Raw genomic sequence first — 16,009 nt, 5'->3', positions numbered from 1 at the left:
CTTTTACTATTTGATTCAAATGAAGGGGAAAGAAATATGGAATGGGTTATTTTAATTTTAATCGGGCTTGCAGCTAGTTCTCTTGGTTCGTTAATTGGTTTGGGCGGAGGAATCATTGTTGTTCCAGCCCTGCTCTATCTTGGATCATTGTCAGGATTTGGCCATATAACGCCACAGGTTGCTGTCGGGACATCCTTATTTACAATGATTTTTACAGGCTTATCTTCCACACTCGCCTATATGAAGCATAAAACTGTAGATTATAAAAGCGGCTTAATTTTTCTGATTGGAAGTGGACCAGGAAGCATCCTTGGAGCCTGGGTAACAGAAAAGTTAAATTTGCAATCCTTCAACGTCTTTTTTGGAATCTTTATCATTTTTGTTTCGATTGTATTATTATTAAAAGATAAATTAAAACCAATTCCATTTCGTAAGGATAAGGGGATTGTCCGTACTTTTACCGATAACAGCGGGAAAACATATGAATATGGTTTTAGTCCATTAATGGGAATTATCATCTCTTTTATTGTTGGCTTTTTTTCCGGTATTTTTGGAGTTGGCGGCGGTTCGCTAATGGTACCGACGATGATTTTAGTCTTTTTCTTTCCGCCGCATGTTGCGGTTGCCACTTCAATGTTTATGATTTTACCGACATCGATACTAAGTTCAATTACGCATGTTGTCTTAGGCAATGTCAATTGGCTATATGCTTTAGCCCTAATCCCTGGGGCATGGATTGGAGCAAGAGTTGGTGTGTATTTAAATCAGAAGCTTAAGAGCAAAACCATTGTTTTACTATTAAGAACAATCCTTGTTATTGTTGGCATTCGTTTAATATACCAAGGTATCTTTGGATAGGAAAAAGGATGAGAAACAAGAATGGAAAGCATTCATATTTATCATACAAATGATATACATAGCCATCTTGAACGTTGGCCTCGAATTCATGATTTTCTACTTGAACGGAAGAAAATGCATCAAAAGAAAGGAGAGGACGTATTTCTTTTTGATATCGGTGATTTTATTGACCGGTGGCATCCTTTTTCTGAGGGAACTAAGGGTCTGGGAAATATTGATCTCTTAAACGAATGCGGCTTTTCAGCTGTTACGATTGGTAATAATGAAGGAATTAATCTTTCATTTGAAGACTTAAATCAATTGTATGATAATGCCCAATTTGATGTGCTTGTTGCCAACCTTTATCAAAAAGGAAAAATCCATCCTTTATGGTTGAAACCATTTGAAATTTATCGAACTGGGAGCGGTACACGTATGGCAGTGATTGGATTAACGGCTCCTTTTTCGCATCTTTATGAATTGCTCGGTTGGCAGCTTACAGATCCATTTTTAGAACTGAAAGAGTGGATTAATCTTTTAAAAGAAAACACGGATATTATCATATTGCTTTCCCATCTTGGCATAAAAGAAGATGAACGCATTGCGGAAGAATTTCCTGAAATCGACGTGATATTAGGGGGGCATACCCATCATGTCCTTCAAGAAGGAAAGCTAGTAAATAACACCATCCTTTGTGCTGCAGGTAATTATGGTAATTATGTTGGCCATGTTACACTTCAGGTCGATCAACACAAAAAGCTAGAAAGTAAAAAGGCAATTCTTTATGATGTAAACAAGCTGCCAGTAACAAAAGATGAGCAGGAACGTACTGAAGCATTTATCCTCAATGGGAAGAAACGATTAACACAAAAGGTAATTTCCCTAAGGGAACCGTTAGTAAGTGACCCGTTAAAGGAAACGAAGCTTGCCGTATTGCTTTGTAAGGCATTAAGAGAATGGTGCAAAGCGGATTGTGCCCTTATCAATGCAGGCTTGCTTTTAGGTCCCTTGACCGGTGATGTTACCGCCTATGACTTGCTATCTATTTGTCCGCATCCAATCAATCCCTGCAAGATTAAATTAACTGGGCAGGAATTAAAGGATATTCTTCTGATTTCCAAAAATGTGGAATGGCCAAATAGACAAATAAAGGGTCTGGGCTTTAGAGGAACGGTAATGGGAATTATGATCTATGATCAAATCATCTTTAAAGATGATTTGATATTGGTAAATGGGTCTGAATTGGACCTTGAAAGAAATTATACGTTAGCATTACCCGATATGTTTACCTTTGGATTCTTTTTTCCTGATTTATTACAAAGTCAGCATAAAGAATATTTTCTCCCGGAGTTCTTACGTGATATATTAAAATGGAAATTACAAAAGCAATTTTAGATGTTATACACGCTTTTTCTATCCCTTTCATACTGTGATAAGGAGGAAAGGAGTGTGGAAATTGATTGATCTTTCACCAGTAGAAATTGGCGGCCATACCTTTTTGGCTGTTACCGTGTTACTTCCAAAAACAACGTTGCTTGTTGTGACAAGCAATAAGGGATATATTATGTGTGGTGCATTGGATGTTGGGTTATTAAATGAAAAATTAGCGGATCGGAACATCATTGCTGCCCGTGCTGTGGGCGTCAAAACGATCGAACAGCTGTTAAATGCCCCTATGGAGTCTGTAACATATGAGGCAGAGAAATTGGGGGTAAATAAAGGGATGATCGGCAAGGATGCTTTGCTAAAAATGATTTAAAAAGCTTGCTTAAAAAGCAGGCTTTTTTTCGTTAATAAGGCTAGTTCCTTCTTCTTTAGCATACATATAGCTTGTAAGGGAGTGATTCATTTGGCAAAATTCCGCGTCCGACGACTCCAGAAGCGAGGCCCGTTGCCCTTCCGCTATGTATTGCTATTAACGATTGTTTTTTTTATCATTTCTACGGCAACCGGGTTTTGGGTAGTCAACAAGGGCATTGAACCAACGTTAATGAGATATGCTGAATCCGAAACCAGAAACATCGCCTCACTTGTAATAAATAAGGCCATTACAAAAAGAACAACAAGTGTTGGTAATGATGTCATTCAACTTATTCCAAGTACGAATGGAAAGCAAACAAATGCTAAGCTTAATACCGATTTAATCAACCAAGCGTTAGCCGAAACAACCTCAGAAATACTTAAAAATTTAAAAACAGCCAAAAAGGGTGATCTTGCCTTATTAGAACAGATGACCGATGTGGATATTGAGACAAATAATACCGATAATGCTGATGGACTTGTCTGGTATGTTCCCTTGGGTCAGGCAACCAATCTTGCTTTGTTCGGAAATTTGGGACCGAAAATACCTGTAAGGTTTACAGCAATTGGCGATCTTCGGCCAGATGTAAAAGTAACCCCTAAACCAATGGGTATCAATAATACATGGATTGAAGTATCAATCCAAATAGAAGTATCCGTACAGATTATAACGCCATTTGCGACTAAAATAACCAAACTCGTTCAAAATGTTCCGCTTGGAGGTACATTGATACAAGGAGATGTCCCGCAATTTAATGGTGGTGGAACTACACCTGCCATCCAATTGCCGAAATCAGGAAGTTAAAAAAGCCAGTCCGCAGGCTGGCCTTTTACCTTTTCTTAGACCTCATCATCATCCGTTCCTGACGTTCCCACATTGCTAAATGCGGGTAGGGATCAAATGACCATTCTGTATATCCATTGTCTTTGTACATACCGTAATGTAAATGCGGCGGGAACTTCCCTGATGTTCCGGGAGGCCCGTATCCCGAACTTCCAACACTACCAATGACCATTCCGGGTTCGACTATTTGGCCGACTTTAAGGTTTTTGGCAAAGCCGCTAAGATGTGCGAAATAATGATAGGTATTGTTGATATCGCGGATACCAATTCTCCAGCCACCGAATTTATTCCAGCCCTTCATCTCGACAATTCCATAGTTAGTTGCACGTACAGGAACCCCGTATCCTGCGAAAATATCTGTTCCTTCATGGATTCTTCTGCCGCCCCAGCCTCTTGCATCTCCCCATGTGCTCCTGTAGCTGTGATTGCTGCGGATTGGCATTGGGAAGGAATGATCATCTAAATTAAGGCGTCCAAAATGGCGATATATTTTTGCTTTTCCAACAATAATGCTGACAGTTTTATCGCGATGATAATAATTCCATAAACCAATTTTTATATTATCCTGATCAACTCCATATGAAAGAAGATAATGGGCAAAAGAATAAAGGACATCTTCATCATTCTTTAAACTGGCTTTTCCGTCTCCATCCCCATCGACTCCGATTCCATTAAAAAACTGAATGGTAGCAGGGTTTTTATCAGTTGGATTAGGGTTGGTAAGACCTGCCCATTCCTCAGGGCGAAAATAGATTCCGATTGTACCTTCCACCTTTGGAAGGTCTCTGCGGACCTGGCGGATGCTTCTTTCGTATTGATCAATTGCAGCCAGGTAATACCAAGGAATTTGGGTAACTGTTTCGACTTTTTTATATAACTTCATTCTTTCCCAATAGGGATCAGGTTCCTTCGCATAAACATCCCCGACAGCCAAAGTTGAGGTAAAGAATAAAAGGAAAGCTCCGAAAATCCGAAATGCCCGCACAGGAATCCTCCTTCCAAGATGATGTACGTATTTAGTTTATGACTTTATCCTTTTTTCATAATGGTCAATAAATGGTAATCACCTTTATCAAGGTTTGTTCACTTGTCGTTCCTATTCTAGTATGTTAAAGTGACAACAGAAGAATCGAATTTATCATACTTAACAGGTACTTCAAGGGGTGTAAAAATGAGCAAGAAAGAAGAATATTTACGGAAACCGGAATGGTTAAAAATAAAATTGAATACAAATGATTCCTATGTCGGTCTCAAGAAGATGATGCGGGAAAAAAACCTGCACACCGTTTGTGAAGAAGCTCGGTGCCCAAATATTCATGAATGTTGGGCAGAAAGAAGAACAGCTACCTTTATGATTCTTGGAGATGTTTGTACCCGTGCATGCCGTTTCTGTGCGGTTAAAACAGGGTTACCGACGGAACTGGATTGGCAAGAGCCGGAACGGGTTGCAGATTCTGTTCAGTTAATGAATTTAAAGCATGTTGTCGTCACAGCCGTTGCCCGTGACGATTTAAAAGATGGCGGAGCAGCTGTTTTTGCTGAAACAGTCAGGGCCATTCGCAGAAAAAATCCATTTACAAGCATTGAAGTTCTGCCTTCAGATATGGGTGGTAAGGAAGAAAATTTAAAGGTCTTAATGGATGCAAAGCCGGATATTTTAAATCATAATATTGAGACGGTAAGACGGTTGACTCCAAGAGTTAGAGCACGTGCGCAATATGACCGTTCACTCGAATTTTTACGCCGTGCCAAAGAAATGCAGCCGAGTATCCCGACAAAATCAAGCCTTATGATTGGTCTCGGAGAAACAAAAGAAGAAATTATAAATGTAATGGATGACTTAAGGGAAAACCATGTGGATATCATGACTATTGGACAGTATCTGCAGCCAACCAAAAAACATTTAAAGGTTGAAAAATATTATAGTCCCGAAGAATTTGAAGAATTACGTTTGATTGCACTGAGCAAAGGCTTTAGCCATTGTCAAGCAGGGCCGCTCGTTCGTTCATCCTATCACGCAGATGAACAAGTAAATGCTGCAGCCAAGCACAAACAATTACAAGGTGAGAAAGAAGCAAAAGAAGCTTAATTATAAAAAGAGTTCAGTCCTTCTTGAGACTGAACTCTTTTTCATGAAGGCTTTTTTTATTGATTCGGTCGGCTAATATGGTCATCAGGAGTGACACCATTTTCGTCTTCACTTGCATTCATTCTTGTTCCTTGAGGCGATTTTTTCATTTGCGCAATTATGCTGTTGACATTTTTACGTGCAGATTTGCTTGTTGAATCAAGATGTGAAAGTGCTTCGACATTAGGAATTAACGTAGTATCATCTGTTACATAGACATGGTAGTACCGTGGGACAACTGACATAGCTGTTCTTTTTACTTGGTCGGCCGCCAGATTTCGGTTTTTTGCATCTGTTCGATAGGCAATTAAGACTTCCTGGTCAGTAACCAAGGTTGCTACGTCATGTACATTAGGAATGTTCGTACTGTATTTGCTTATGATATTTGCTAACTGTTCACGGTTAACAGCTGTATAATGGTCATTCGCTGTTTTACCATTTAGAATTGGGCTCTTTTGGTGACGGACATAGCCGTAATCATTGCTTACATTTCGAATGCTCCGGCTTGCTCCTTCATTATAGAGCTCAGTCCTTTTATTATTTACATTAATGGAATTACCGCTTTTCTGGTAAACATCGTTTCGATTACCAGTTGAACAGCCGGTTAAGGCAGTTAACGTACATAATCCAATGATTATGATGTATTTTTTCAATTTAAACACCTCCTTTTTTTAGAATAGCCAAAAGAAGGATTTTTTTTCTTAGTAATTGATGGGGAATCGGTTATAATGGGTAGTAGGATTGTTTTGGTAAAATGAGGTGATATCATGATAATTATCAACAACACCGTTTATGAACTTATGCAGGAGCATAGGGATGGTTTTAATGAGGAAGCCCTTAAGGCAAGGTATAGCGATATTTTATCAAGGTATGATTACATTGTCGGTGATTGGGGTTACGGTCAACTTCGTTTAAAAGGCTTTTTTGATGATCAAAATCAAAAAGCAACTTTTGATACAAAAATTAGCACACTTAGTGAATACCTGTATGAATACTGCAATTTCGGCTGTGCTTATTTTGTCTTGAAAAAAGTGAAGAAATGAAAGAAGGACCTGTTTACGGGTCCTTCTTTTGCATTTATTCACCGGAATAAGGAGGCTGCTCGCTTGTGTTCGGGTCATCGTGGGGCGGATGTGCACCATCCATTTCTCGCGGCAAATTTTGATGCATTGATTTAACCTCGTAATTAAAGGCACTATAAAAGCGCTGCCCTTCTTTCCAGGGAGTACTTTTATTTTGAACAGGATCGTTGCTGCCATTAGGCGAACCGTAAGGTCCTTCTGGTAATTCCTCAGCAGTAAGAAAGTTCCTCTGCTTTTCTACATTTGAAAGTTCTGTATACTTTTTCGAATCTTTTTCCGCCATGTTTTCACTCCTTTTTATCACTAGTATGACAATAGAGATTTAAAAACATGAGTAGTTTTGATTAAATTAATTCGTATAAGAAGGAGCGAAGCTCTTCAGCATCTTCTTCATTTAACTGAAATGCATATTCTAAATATCCTTCTTCCTGCAGATCATCCTGGCCAATAATCGCAAAGCGGTTTCCTTGCATATCAAGAACAAGATTCTTTCCGTAGTGACGAGTGGTTTGGACAATCGCTAAATCAAATCGCTGATTTTCGCCAACAAAGCTGACAAATCTTGTTTTTGTATTTTCTGTATCATCGTATAAGAAAAAACGTTCGCTCATTCAATGGTCTCCTTTAATAATTCCTTTTTTCGACATCTCTTATATAGTATCAAATTTAATGATACGATGGGAGTATTGATTTTTCCATAAATTTTGTCGGGATTGGTGTTGGAAAAACACGAAAGATGTCAAATTATGTTACAATGATAAGTGCCAGACATGATTAAAGTTGAGCGATTATTAATCGAAAAAATGATAAAAATGCTACATAGAAAAAATACGAGGAAGTGGACGACATGTACTTTGTTGACAGGGAAAAAATTGAAACCACATTAGTCTTCCTAGAGGAGGAAATCAAGCTCTTCTCAAACCAAAAGATTTGGTCCACGCCAATTGAAAAGGCGGCACTTGAGCGCTTGACTCAAATGATGGTTGAGGCTGTTTTAGATGTGGGCAACGCCATGATTGATGGCTTTATTATGCGTGATCCCGGAAGTTATGAGGATATCATCGATATATTAATGGACGAAAAGGTTATTTCATCTGAGACGGGAAACAGTTTAAAAATTCTTGTCCAATATCGTAAAGTCCTTGTTCAAATGTATACGGATATCGATCATAAAAAACTGCAGGAACAATTTTCAATTCATCTTCAGGAATTGACTTTATTTGCGACAAATGCTCGTGATTATTTAGTTAATGAATTAGGTCCTGTATCGGCATTTAAAAACTAAATTCAGGTCCCGTGGATACGTATTTTTTGATTGGTAAAGTACAAGCTGAATTCAGAGAGGAATGATTTTTTGAAAAAATATAAGGGCTATTTAATTGATTTAGATGGTACGATGTATAAAGGAACAGAACGGATTGAAGCAGCTTCTGATTTTGTCAGAAAACTGCGGGACAATGGAATTCCCTACTTATTCGTAACCAATAATTCATCGCGGACACCTGCTCAAGTTGCTGAAAAGCTGCGTGACTTTGATATTCCGGCTGAAGAAGCGCTCGTGTTTACGACAAGTCAGGCAACAGCCAATTATATTTACGATAAGAATCAAGCCGCGTCCGTTTTTGCTATCGGGGAAGAAGGAATTCAGAGGGCACTTGAAGAAAAGGGATTTCGATTTACGGAAGAAAATGCAGACTTTGTAGTGGTTGGAATTGACAGGGCGATCAGCTATGAAAAGCTTTCCATCGCTTGTTTAGCTGTTCGAAATGGTGCAACGTTCATCTCAACAAATGGAGACATCGCCATACCGACAGAGAGAGGTTTGCTGCCCGGAAATGGATCACTTACGTCTGTAATTACCGTATCCACGCAAACAAAACCAATTTTTATTGGGAAACCCGAATCGATAATAATGGAACAAGCATTAAAAGTTTTGGGGACATCTAAAGAGGAAACGTTAATGGTAGGCGATTATTATGATACCGACATTTTAGCGGGAATGAATGCCGGTATGGATACGCTATTAGTACATACAGGTGTGACCACAAAGGAACTGCTCGCCGGCTACGACCGCAAGCCAACTTATGCTATTGATTCCTTAGACCGGTGGGAAGTATAAAAAAGAATATGTTTGAACTTCAATAACTGTCTAGCTCCAGTGCCCAGCGGCTAGTGGACTTCGCTCATCTCCCTACGATAAGTCAACATCGGATTGCTCTCAAGTGTTTCCTTTATCTCAGTTGAAGCGCTCCAGTCCATACGCCGCTATACGGGCACTTCTGATTTTCTTATTCCTTGGCGGCTCTTGCGGCACGATGGGCAAGCCTGCTGGAAGCGGCAGCCGCAATGGCACCGACTATATCATCTAAAAATGTATGACATTCGCCTGTCGATTTATCATTTAAGTGGGCTAATATCCCGGGTTTTTGTTTATCGATGTATCCATAATTCGTAAAACCGATGGAGCCGTATACATTGACAATCGATAGAGCAAGAATTTCATCTACACCATAAAGGCTTTCATCAGATCCAATAATCCCTAGTAAAGGCTCCTGCAGCAACCCTTTTTCAGCCAGTATATCAAGCTGAATACCCGTTAATATGGCGTTCTGAACCTCCCGTTTGGATAGTACCCGCTCAACATTGGCTATACAGTCTTCCATTTTTAAGTTTTCGTGATATTTATTCTGTAAATAGTAAACTAAATCGGCAATATCCTGAATTTCGACGCCTCTTTCTTTAATCCATCTACGAGCTGTTTCTTCAGTTAGATCCACTTTTTTGTCGTCTGCCATCCCATTAATCACCTTTTCTTTTAATTTTCACTAACTATTCTTTTTCCTTAACATATGCATTTTTAATTGAAAAAGACCATGGAACAATTTTCTCAATCGATAATTCTTTTTCTATTTTTTTCAGCTATTTAAACAAGTAGACAACAAGTTTTCTTGGGCCTAAACATATATATGACTAAAGATGAGGTACCTGAAGAGAGGCGAGTAAAATGCTGCAAAAATTGCTTGAAAATCAGTATGGGATAAAGGTTGAAGAATATGTCAAGCTTGATTCTTATGATGCACTGCGCGGGAACGGCTGGCTCTACTTGGTATCCAAACCCGGAGGCAGGGAAGAAACAGATATTAGTGAATTAGAAAAAATAGCCGAGCATTTACGAAATTATGGGGATTACCACGTTCCCATTTTTCTTCCCTCAAAGGAAGGAAATTTAATTACGACATGGGAACAGGATAACTACTGTGTGTTAGCCAACCGGCAACAGGAAGAGCAGCAAAATCTTAAACTGGGTAGGAAGCTGGCAAAATTCCATGAACGCGGAAGAAGGGTGCCCTTTCAAATTGAACGATCGAGCAGGATTGGTCAATGGAAAAGTTTGTGGGTAAAACGCCTTGAGCAAATGGAAAAAGTATGGAATGGTCTTCTGATTCAAACTCCTGAAGATGAGTTTGAAAGAATGTTTGTTGAATCCTTTCCCTATTATATCGGTTTGACGGAGAACGCGATTCAATATTTAGTGGACACGGAAATTGATGATGATCCTCAGGAAACGGATAGTGGCACAGTGTGCCATGAGCGGTTTTCTAAAAAATCATGGGGAGGTAATTATGTAATTAAGAATCCTTTTGATTGGGTTTTTGATCATCGCAGCCGTGATCTTGCCGAATGGACACGGGAGCGTTATTTCCGAAATATTCAAACCTACGACCGGGAATTAAAACAATTTTTCCTGGAATACCAAAGCATTTCTCCATTATCTTCTTTTTCTTGGCGATTATTATATTCACGATTATTATTCCCGCTTCATTATTTTGATTGTGTTGAGAATTATTATATTATCCGCTCAGAGCAGGAAAAAAAGGTTTTGGAAGAGAATTTAAGTAAGATTTTAAGGCAATCAGCAGAGTATGAACGCTTTTTAGGCAGCTTTTTTCAACTAACGGGGGCACCAATTAGACGGTTGAATTTGCCACGGCCGGAGTGGCTCGTTAAATAAGAATAAACAAAAAAGCGATTGCTTTATCGGCAATCGCTTTTAAATAATAAGATAAGTGTTTAGCGCCAGTGCAGGAGCTTTTCTTATTAAAATACTTGTTCTACTTCAAGAACTCCCGGAACTTCTTCTAAAAGAGCTCTTTCAATGCCTGCTTTTAATGTAATGGTAGAGCTTGGGCAGCTGCCGCATGCGCCGAGCAAACGTAGCTTAACAATGCCATCCTCCACATCAACTAATTCACAGTCTCCGCCATCACGAAGAAGAAATGGACGCAATTTATCTAATACTTCCTGAACTTGTTCTTTCATTTCTTGTTCTGCCATATCAATCGACTCCTTTCCTATCTATATTATAATGTCATTAGCGCCAAAAATCCATTCTAATGAGAAAGGAAATCATCTAACCGGAGAAAGAATCCTTTCGTTATTACCGTATCAATGTTGTAAAATAAAAGAAAAAGTAGGGAAGAGATAATATGAAAAATAATGAAATTGAAATTGTCCTTTATGGGGCTGAGACCTTATGTCCAAGCTGTGTAAGTTCCCCCTCATCGAAAGAAACCTTTGAATGGCTTGAGGCTGCCATTGAAAGAAAGTTTCCTAATCAGCCGTTTAAAATGACCTATGTGGATATTTATCAACCGCATGAAGAACCCGACAAGCAAACTTTTGCTAAAAGAGTAATTGAAGAGGATATGTTTTATCCTGTCGTTGTTATTGAGGAAAAAGTGGTAGGAGAAGGAAACCCCCGATTAAAATTGATTTTTGCAGAGCTAGAGAAATACGGATATAAAGCAGAGGAATAAAAAAGAAGCATTCCATTTATGGGATGCTTCTTTTTTTACAAGAATTTAATGAAAACAAAACTAACTTAACATGTTAGTTTGATATAATGTTATAATTATAGTAAAAAAATACATAGACTGAAAGAGGGGAGAAATATGTCTGGGAAAATAAGGATAAAATGGCTGGATACTTGTAAAGGAATAGGAATACTTTTAGTAATAATCGGTCATACCCCTATTAATTCTTCGTTTAGAAGCATAATATATGGATTTCATATGCCGTTGTTTTTCTTTATATCAGGATATTTTTTCTCGATTTCTAAATATGACAACTTTAAAAAGTATTTTTTGGCCAAGGTTAATTCTTTACTTATTCCTTATTTTTCATTTTCAATTATTTCATTTATTCTGCTTAATTATCTATTTCATCAACCACTGAATAGTAAATCATTTCTTTTCGATTTGATTGTGTCGAAAAGGAATTTTTTATCATTTGATGAACCGATTTGGTTTTTAACATCTTTATTTACCATCGAAATGATCTATTATTTTATAGTGAAATATATAAAAAATATAATCTTAATTATTTGTAGTGTTATTTTAATTGGTTTTTTTATTTGTATGAAATTTGAGGTGTTTACTAGTAGAAATATTCTTCCTTGGAGCTTAAATTATTCACTTTACTTCATGGTTTATTTTGGATTAGGCAACTTAATAAATAAAATAGGATTTTTTGAAAGGAATTTAAGAAAATCCTATATATTGATTTTATGTTTTATTATCTCTATTCCTGTACTGATTTTTCCAAATGTCTATTTTAAATGTTGGCAAATGCTAAGTTTGCCTTCCGTGATGAACTTATATTTAGAGTCTGTTTTTTATGCAATTTTAGGAATTTCATTTGTAGTTTTTCTAGCTCAATTTTTATCTTTTATCCCCATGCTAAATTTTTTAGGGAGAAACTCATTAGTAGTAATGACATTGCATGTTCCTTTTGGCTTCAATCTTTATAATTTATTAGTAAGAGGAAAATTCCATCTGGAGATAAAAAATCAAGATTTATTAGGAATTACTGTAACTATTTGTACCATAGTGATACTAATACCTGTTTGTATGATAATTAATAACTACTTTCCATTTATTCTTGGAAGAAAATTGAATAAAAGAGCAAAGGAAAAGCAGCTTTCATATTGAAGGCTGCTTTTTAAGGAAAATTTCATCCGTTATGGTACTTGTACATCCATAAAATACCGGATTTTAATAATCGGGCAACACGTCCTGTGATGGCGCGGTCGGCCATCATCCCAAATCCTTGCTTTTTCCCAAGGGAACCAAGGACACCCTTTAATTTAATCGCCGGGAACGATTCAGGCGGTTCTTCATCATTCCAACGTTTTTTCAATACTTCTACAATCTGTTCTGCCTGCCCTTCCGCCAGTTGGGCACTTGGTGCATGCGGAAGGCTGGCACAGTCCCCAACGATAAAAACATGTTCATCATTAGGAAGATGGTGGCGGGGGGTGATGATTAACCGACCTGACCGATCCTTTTCTTCAGAAAGATCACGGACAACTTTATTAGCTTGAATCCCTGCAGTCCAAACAATTACATCGCAATCAATCGGTTGACCGTGATTATATAATTTTTTATCTTCAATTTGGGTGATATTGGAGTTATTAATAATTTCGACATTGTGTTTTTGAAACCAATTTTCAACATATTTACTTAACCGTTCCGGGAAGGCTGAAAGAATATGTTTTCCTCTATCAAATAATTTGATTTGAAGATCTTCACGGCTTTCACTTAATTCGCTTGCTAGCTCTACCCCGCTGAGACCCGCGCCGACGATTCCGACAACAGAACCCGGGCCGAGATTATTTAAAATCGAGTAGGTAAGCCTGGATTTTTCAATATTTTGAATGCTGTAAGTATATTGTTCTGCACCGGGTACATTATGATAATTATCTTCGCAACCCAGTCCAATCACTAAGTCATCATAGTCGAGAGATTCATTTTCATTTAAGAGAACCTTTTTCGCTTTTGTATCAATTCCCGTTACTTCACCATATTTAATACTTAAGCGAGGATGTTCCGGAAATGCAACACGAACTTCTTTATCCGAGATGGTTCCGGCGGCTAGGGCATAATATTCCGTTTTTAAACAATGGTATGGGACGCGGTCAACTAGTGTAATTGTTACATCATCAGGCAGATGATTTGGCAGGAGTTCATTCAAAATCTTCATCCCGCCGTATCCTCCGCCGAGAAGTACAAGGTTTTTCATTTTTATTTCCCCTTCTGTAAACCAGTTATCTTTAATGTTTCATTTTTGCCTCTTTTTATTGCATGATGAAATGCAGGATTAAAAGGATAAAATGGATAATTTTTTAAAAATAGTAGTATAATTTATATGTTTTTTCATACATAAAAGAGTATATCTAAATTGTGTCGAAATAACAACATATATCATAATTTTCTTGACAGTCTCTCCTTGAACATGATGATTGACGAAGCAAAATAAATGGGGTAGGATAATAAGTTAGTGGAGAGGTGAAAGCATGATTAAACCGATCATTGAATTTTGTATCAGCAATCTGGCAAATGGTGCCCAACGGGCCCTGGAAAAATTAGAGAGAGATCCAAACCTTGATATTATCGAATATGGTTGTCTAGGCTATTGTGGCAAATGTGCTTCCACTCTTTATGCCCTTGTTAACGGCGAAGTGGTAACTGGAAATACGCCGGATGAATTAGTCGATAATATTTATCAATATTTAGAAGAAAATCCGATGTTTTAAGATAAAAGGGAGCAGACTGCCGCTCCCTTTTTATATATATTTCATATGTTATTCCATATAAACTAATCAGTTGAGTACTTAATCTTTTGAATATATACTATAGTAAAGACCTCAAAAGGAGGGAACATGTTGAGTAAAGATGTTATTATTTTGACGGAAGCGGCGGCTTTACAAATTAAAGATATGATGAAACAAAATGAAGAAGAGGGTGCCCTGTTACGAGTAGGCGTTAAAGGCGGAGGATGCAGCGGTTTATCCTATGGTATGGGATTCGACCATGAAGTGAAGGAAGACGATCTTCATTTTGAACAGCATGGGATTCAAATTCTAGTGGAAAAAGAAAGTGCTCCTATTTTACAAGGGACGAAAATTGATTATAAGCAATCCATGATGGGCGGGGGCTTTACGATTGATAACCCGAACGCCATTGCATCCTGCGGCTGCGGGTCATCGTTCAGAACGGCAACCGCTGCAGGAACACCTGAAGAATGTTAAATGAATAACAATAAAAGGCGTCCAAACGGGCGCCTTTTAACATATTATTAATTAAACATAGATGAACTGTGTAATGGTTGGATTTTTGCTTTTGGATCGATAAATGCCTTTGCATTATTGACTGCCGTTGGTGCTTCTCCGAAGCCACAAGCGATTAATTTCACTTTTCCATCGTAGGTGCAAATATCTCCAGCGGCATAAATCCCTGGTACATTCGTTTCCATTTTGGAATTGACAACGATGGAGTTCTTTTCGATTTGTAGTCCCCATTCTTTGATTGGGCCAAGAGAAGAAACAAATCCATAATTACAAATGACAGCATCGACATCGAGGGTTTCTTTTCCTTCGCCATTTGTGCCTTCAAGTACCACTTGTTTAATTCCAGTTTCATCCCCAATTAATTCTGCAGGTATGAAAGGTGTTTTTACATCGACCTTAGAATTGTATAAATTCTCAACACTATGTTCATGAGCACGGAATTTATCTCTGCGGTGAACAATCGTGACCTTTTTAGCAATTGGTTCCAGCATTAGCGCCCAATCGACTGCTGAATCACCGCCGCCAAATACCACTACTTTTTGCCCGGCAAATTGGTTTAGGTCCTCAATAAAGTAATAAAGGTTTTTCCGTTCATATTGAACAGCGCTTTCCAATTCCAATCGTCGTGGCTGGAACGCACCGTTTCCTGCCGTAATAATGATAGTTTTAGAATAATGAACTTCCTTATTTGTTGTTAATTTAAAGGTACCATCTTCCTGCTTTTCTAATTTTTCAACCGATTGCTCCAATGCAACAGCAGGTTCAAATTTTTTCATTTGTTCTTTTAGATTATTGATCAGTTCTTGTGCACGGATTTTTGGAAAACCTGCAACATCATAAATATATTTTTCGGGATATAGCGCCGATAATTGACCGCCAAGCTGTGGTAAGCTTTCAATGATCTTCACTGATGCTTGTCTCATTCCACCGTAAAAGGCAGTAAATAAACCGGTAGGACCGCCGCCGATAATGGTAATATCATAAACCTTTTGATTTTCTTGCACTCCGTATCCCCCCAACTATGTAGTAACAATCTCCATTCCTTATAATAGCACAAATTTTAAAAATCCTCACTTTTTTAAAGGGAATATTCAGAGTCATTTGAATTATTTTACTAGCATATAATAAAGGTAATCTAATATAAATGGAAAAATTTCCAATGTACTTATGTTAAATAATTTAAATAAATG

21 protein-coding genes are annotated in these 16,009 nt (G+C 37.9%); 13 read left to right on the top strand and 8 right to left on the bottom strand.

Annotated features, from left to right (window positions below):
- The first annotated feature begins 36 nt into the window (after positions 1 to 36).
- From J2S10_RS10095 to yunB, 4 genes are all read left to right on the top strand, one after another.
- A complete protein-coding gene (locus J2S10_RS10095; RefSeq protein WP_307407217.1) occupies positions 37 to 858 on the top strand; it encodes a sulfite exporter TauE/SafE family protein in 822 nt (273 codons plus the stop codon).
- Positions 859 to 879: 21 nt separating this feature from the next.
- Positions 880 to 2,232, top strand: coding sequence for a bifunctional metallophosphatase/5'-nucleotidase (locus J2S10_RS10090; protein WP_307407215.1), 1,353 nt, complete (start codon positions 880 to 882; stop codon positions 2,230 to 2,232).
- A gap of 61 nt (positions 2,233 to 2,293) precedes the next feature.
- Positions 2,294 to 2,596: a YunC family protein gene (locus J2S10_RS10085; RefSeq protein WP_307408107.1), complete on the top strand. Its 303-nt coding sequence runs from the start codon at positions 2,294 to 2,296 to the stop codon at positions 2,594 to 2,596.
- Between the two features lie 81 nt (positions 2,597 to 2,677).
- Positions 2,678 to 3,442 carry a sporulation protein YunB gene (yunB, locus tag J2S10_RS10080; protein WP_370876186.1) on the top strand — a complete coding sequence of 255 codons (765 nt, stop codon included), beginning with the start codon at positions 2,678 to 2,680 and terminating at the stop codon, positions 3,440 to 3,442.
- Between the two features lie 25 nt (positions 3,443 to 3,467).
- Here the strand turns inward: yunB and J2S10_RS10075 are convergent, their stop codons facing one another.
- The gene (locus J2S10_RS10075) at positions 3,468 to 4,415 is read right to left on the bottom strand and encodes a M23 family metallopeptidase (protein ID WP_307408105.1); all 948 of its coding nucleotides are present in this window, start codon (positions 4,413 to 4,415) and stop codon (positions 3,468 to 3,470) included.
- A gap of 237 nt (positions 4,416 to 4,652) precedes the next feature.
- On the opposite strand from J2S10_RS10075, the gene lipA reads away from it, so the two are divergent.
- On the top strand, positions 4,653 to 5,570 hold the full coding sequence (gene lipA / locus J2S10_RS10070; protein WP_307407211.1) for a lipoyl synthase: 918 nt from the start codon (positions 4,653 to 4,655) through the stop codon (positions 5,568 to 5,570).
- 56 nt (positions 5,571 to 5,626) lie between these two features.
- Here the strand turns inward: lipA and J2S10_RS10065 are convergent, their stop codons facing one another.
- Positions 5,627 to 6,262: a YhcN/YlaJ family sporulation lipoprotein gene (locus J2S10_RS10065; protein ID WP_307407209.1), complete on the bottom strand. Its 636-nt coding sequence runs from the start codon at positions 6,260 to 6,262 to the stop codon at positions 5,627 to 5,629.
- A 114-nt stretch (positions 6,263 to 6,376) separates the two neighbouring features.
- On the opposite strand from J2S10_RS10065, the gene J2S10_RS10060 reads away from it, so the two are divergent.
- Positions 6,377 to 6,652, top strand: coding sequence for a YutD family protein (locus J2S10_RS10060; RefSeq protein WP_307407207.1), 276 nt, complete (start codon positions 6,377 to 6,379; stop codon positions 6,650 to 6,652).
- Positions 6,653 to 6,686: 34 nt separating this feature from the next.
- Here J2S10_RS10060 and J2S10_RS10055 read toward each other — a convergent pair whose 3' ends face one another.
- Positions 6,687 to 6,974: a cytosolic protein gene (locus J2S10_RS10055; protein ID WP_307407205.1), complete on the bottom strand. Its 288-nt coding sequence runs from the start codon at positions 6,972 to 6,974 to the stop codon at positions 6,687 to 6,689.
- Positions 6,975 to 7,035: 61 nt separating this feature from the next.
- The gene (locus tag J2S10_RS10050; protein ID WP_307407203.1) at positions 7,036 to 7,302 is read right to left on the bottom strand and encodes a DUF3055 domain-containing protein; all 267 of its coding nucleotides are present in this window, start codon (positions 7,300 to 7,302) and stop codon (positions 7,036 to 7,038) included.
- A 236-nt stretch (positions 7,303 to 7,538) separates the two neighbouring features.
- On the opposite strand from J2S10_RS10050, the gene hepT reads away from it, so the two are divergent.
- Both hepT and J2S10_RS10040 read left to right on the top strand, forming a co-directional pair.
- A complete protein-coding gene (gene hepT, locus J2S10_RS10045; protein WP_307407201.1) occupies positions 7,539 to 7,976 on the top strand; it encodes a type VII toxin-antitoxin system HepT family RNase toxin in 438 nt (145 codons plus the stop codon).
- Between the two features lie 69 nt (positions 7,977 to 8,045).
- On the top strand, positions 8,046 to 8,810 hold the full coding sequence (locus J2S10_RS10040) for a TIGR01457 family HAD-type hydrolase (protein WP_307407199.1): 765 nt from the start codon (positions 8,046 to 8,048) through the stop codon (positions 8,808 to 8,810).
- Positions 8,811 to 8,979: 169 nt separating this feature from the next.
- Here J2S10_RS10040 and J2S10_RS10035 read toward each other — a convergent pair whose 3' ends face one another.
- Complete coding sequence (locus J2S10_RS10035) at positions 8,980 to 9,486, bottom strand: phosphatidylglycerophosphatase A family protein (RefSeq protein WP_307407197.1); 507 nt, start codon at positions 9,484 to 9,486, stop codon at positions 8,980 to 8,982.
- Between the two features lie 209 nt (positions 9,487 to 9,695).
- Here J2S10_RS10035 and yutH point away from each other — a divergent pair, with 209 nt between their 5' ends.
- Positions 9,696 to 10,703: a spore coat putative kinase YutH gene (gene yutH, locus J2S10_RS10030; protein ID WP_307407195.1), complete on the top strand. Its 1,008-nt coding sequence runs from the start codon at positions 9,696 to 9,698 to the stop codon at positions 10,701 to 10,703.
- An 86-nt stretch (positions 10,704 to 10,789) separates the two neighbouring features.
- On the opposite strand, the gene J2S10_RS10025 is transcribed toward yutH, so the two are convergent.
- A complete protein-coding gene (locus tag J2S10_RS10025; protein ID WP_307407193.1) occupies positions 10,790 to 11,026 on the bottom strand; it encodes a NifU family protein in 237 nt (78 codons plus the stop codon).
- A gap of 152 nt (positions 11,027 to 11,178) precedes the next feature.
- On the opposite strand from J2S10_RS10025, the gene J2S10_RS10020 reads away from it, so the two are divergent.
- Together J2S10_RS10020 and J2S10_RS10015 are read left to right on the top strand one after the other, a co-directional pair.
- Positions 11,179 to 11,508 (top strand): DUF1462 family protein, encoded by a 330-nt coding sequence (locus tag J2S10_RS10020; RefSeq protein ID WP_307407191.1) that lies wholly within the window; start codon positions 11,179 to 11,181, stop codon positions 11,506 to 11,508.
- 135 nt (positions 11,509 to 11,643) lie between these two features.
- The gene (locus tag J2S10_RS10015; RefSeq protein WP_307407189.1) at positions 11,644 to 12,681 is read left to right on the top strand and encodes an acyltransferase family protein; all 1,038 of its coding nucleotides are present in this window, start codon (positions 11,644 to 11,646) and stop codon (positions 12,679 to 12,681) included.
- A 22-nt stretch (positions 12,682 to 12,703) separates the two neighbouring features.
- Here J2S10_RS10015 and J2S10_RS10010 read toward each other — a convergent pair whose 3' ends face one another.
- Positions 12,704 to 13,771: an NAD(P)/FAD-dependent oxidoreductase gene (locus J2S10_RS10010; RefSeq protein WP_307407187.1), complete on the bottom strand. Its 1,068-nt coding sequence runs from the start codon at positions 13,769 to 13,771 to the stop codon at positions 12,704 to 12,706.
- Between the two features lie 274 nt (positions 13,772 to 14,045).
- On the opposite strand from J2S10_RS10010, the gene J2S10_RS10005 reads away from it, so the two are divergent.
- Together J2S10_RS10005 and J2S10_RS10000 are read left to right on the top strand one after the other, a co-directional pair.
- Positions 14,046 to 14,285, top strand: coding sequence for a YuzB family protein (locus J2S10_RS10005; protein ID WP_307407185.1), 240 nt, complete (start codon positions 14,046 to 14,048; stop codon positions 14,283 to 14,285).
- Between the two features lie 129 nt (positions 14,286 to 14,414).
- Positions 14,415 to 14,780 (top strand): HesB/IscA family protein, encoded by a 366-nt coding sequence (locus tag J2S10_RS10000; RefSeq protein ID WP_307407183.1) that lies wholly within the window; start codon positions 14,415 to 14,417, stop codon positions 14,778 to 14,780.
- Positions 14,781 to 14,827: 47 nt separating this feature from the next.
- Here J2S10_RS10000 and J2S10_RS09995 read toward each other — a convergent pair whose 3' ends face one another.
- Positions 14,828 to 15,823 carry an NAD(P)/FAD-dependent oxidoreductase gene (locus tag J2S10_RS09995; RefSeq protein ID WP_307407181.1) on the bottom strand — a complete coding sequence of 332 codons (996 nt, stop codon included), beginning with the start codon at positions 15,821 to 15,823 and terminating at the stop codon, positions 14,828 to 14,830.
- Positions 15,824 to 16,009: the final 186 nt, after the last annotated feature.

This window comes from Neobacillus ginsengisoli, from assembly GCF_030813055.1.
This window is presented reverse-complemented; position numbering and strand designations above follow the sequence as displayed.

Bases quoted from the DNA above. Each gene is read 5' to 3' on its own strand.
- J2S10_RS10095 (WP_307407217.1), top strand. From the start codon at position 37: ATGGAATGGGTTATTTTAATTTTAATCGGGCTTGCAGCTAGTTCTCTT.
- J2S10_RS10090 (WP_307407215.1), top strand. From the start codon at position 880: ATGGAAAGCATTCATATTTATCATACAAATGATATACATAGCCATCTT.
- lipA (WP_307407211.1), top strand. From the start codon at position 4,653: ATGAGCAAGAAAGAAGAATATTTACGGAAACCGGAATGGTTAAAAATA.
- J2S10_RS10060 (WP_307407207.1), top strand. From the start codon at position 6,377: ATGATAATTATCAACAACACCGTTTATGAACTTATGCAGGAGCATAGG.
- J2S10_RS10055 (WP_307407205.1), bottom strand. From the start codon at position 6,974: ATGGCGGAAAAAGATTCGAAAAAGTATACAGAACTTTCAAATGTAGAA.
- J2S10_RS10050 (WP_307407203.1), bottom strand. From the start codon at position 7,302: ATGAGCGAACGTTTTTTCTTATACGATGATACAGAAAATACAAAAACA.
- hepT (WP_307407201.1), top strand. From the start codon at position 7,539: ATGTACTTTGTTGACAGGGAAAAAATTGAAACCACATTAGTCTTCCTA.
- J2S10_RS10035 (WP_307407197.1), bottom strand. From the start codon at position 9,486: ATGGCAGACGACAAAAAAGTGGATCTAACTGAAGAAACAGCTCGTAGA.
- yutH (WP_307407195.1), top strand. From the start codon at position 9,696: ATGCTGCAAAAATTGCTTGAAAATCAGTATGGGATAAAGGTTGAAGAA.
- J2S10_RS10025 (WP_307407193.1), bottom strand. From the start codon at position 11,026: ATGGCAGAACAAGAAATGAAAGAACAAGTTCAGGAAGTATTAGATAAA.
- J2S10_RS10020 (WP_307407191.1), top strand. From the start codon at position 11,179: ATGAAAAATAATGAAATTGAAATTGTCCTTTATGGGGCTGAGACCTTA.
- J2S10_RS10015 (WP_307407189.1), top strand. From the start codon at position 11,644: ATGTCTGGGAAAATAAGGATAAAATGGCTGGATACTTGTAAAGGAATA.
- J2S10_RS10010 (WP_307407187.1), bottom strand. From the start codon at position 13,771: ATGAAAAACCTTGTACTTCTCGGCGGAGGATACGGCGGGATGAAGATT.
- J2S10_RS10005 (WP_307407185.1), top strand. From the start codon at position 14,046: ATGATTAAACCGATCATTGAATTTTGTATCAGCAATCTGGCAAATGGT.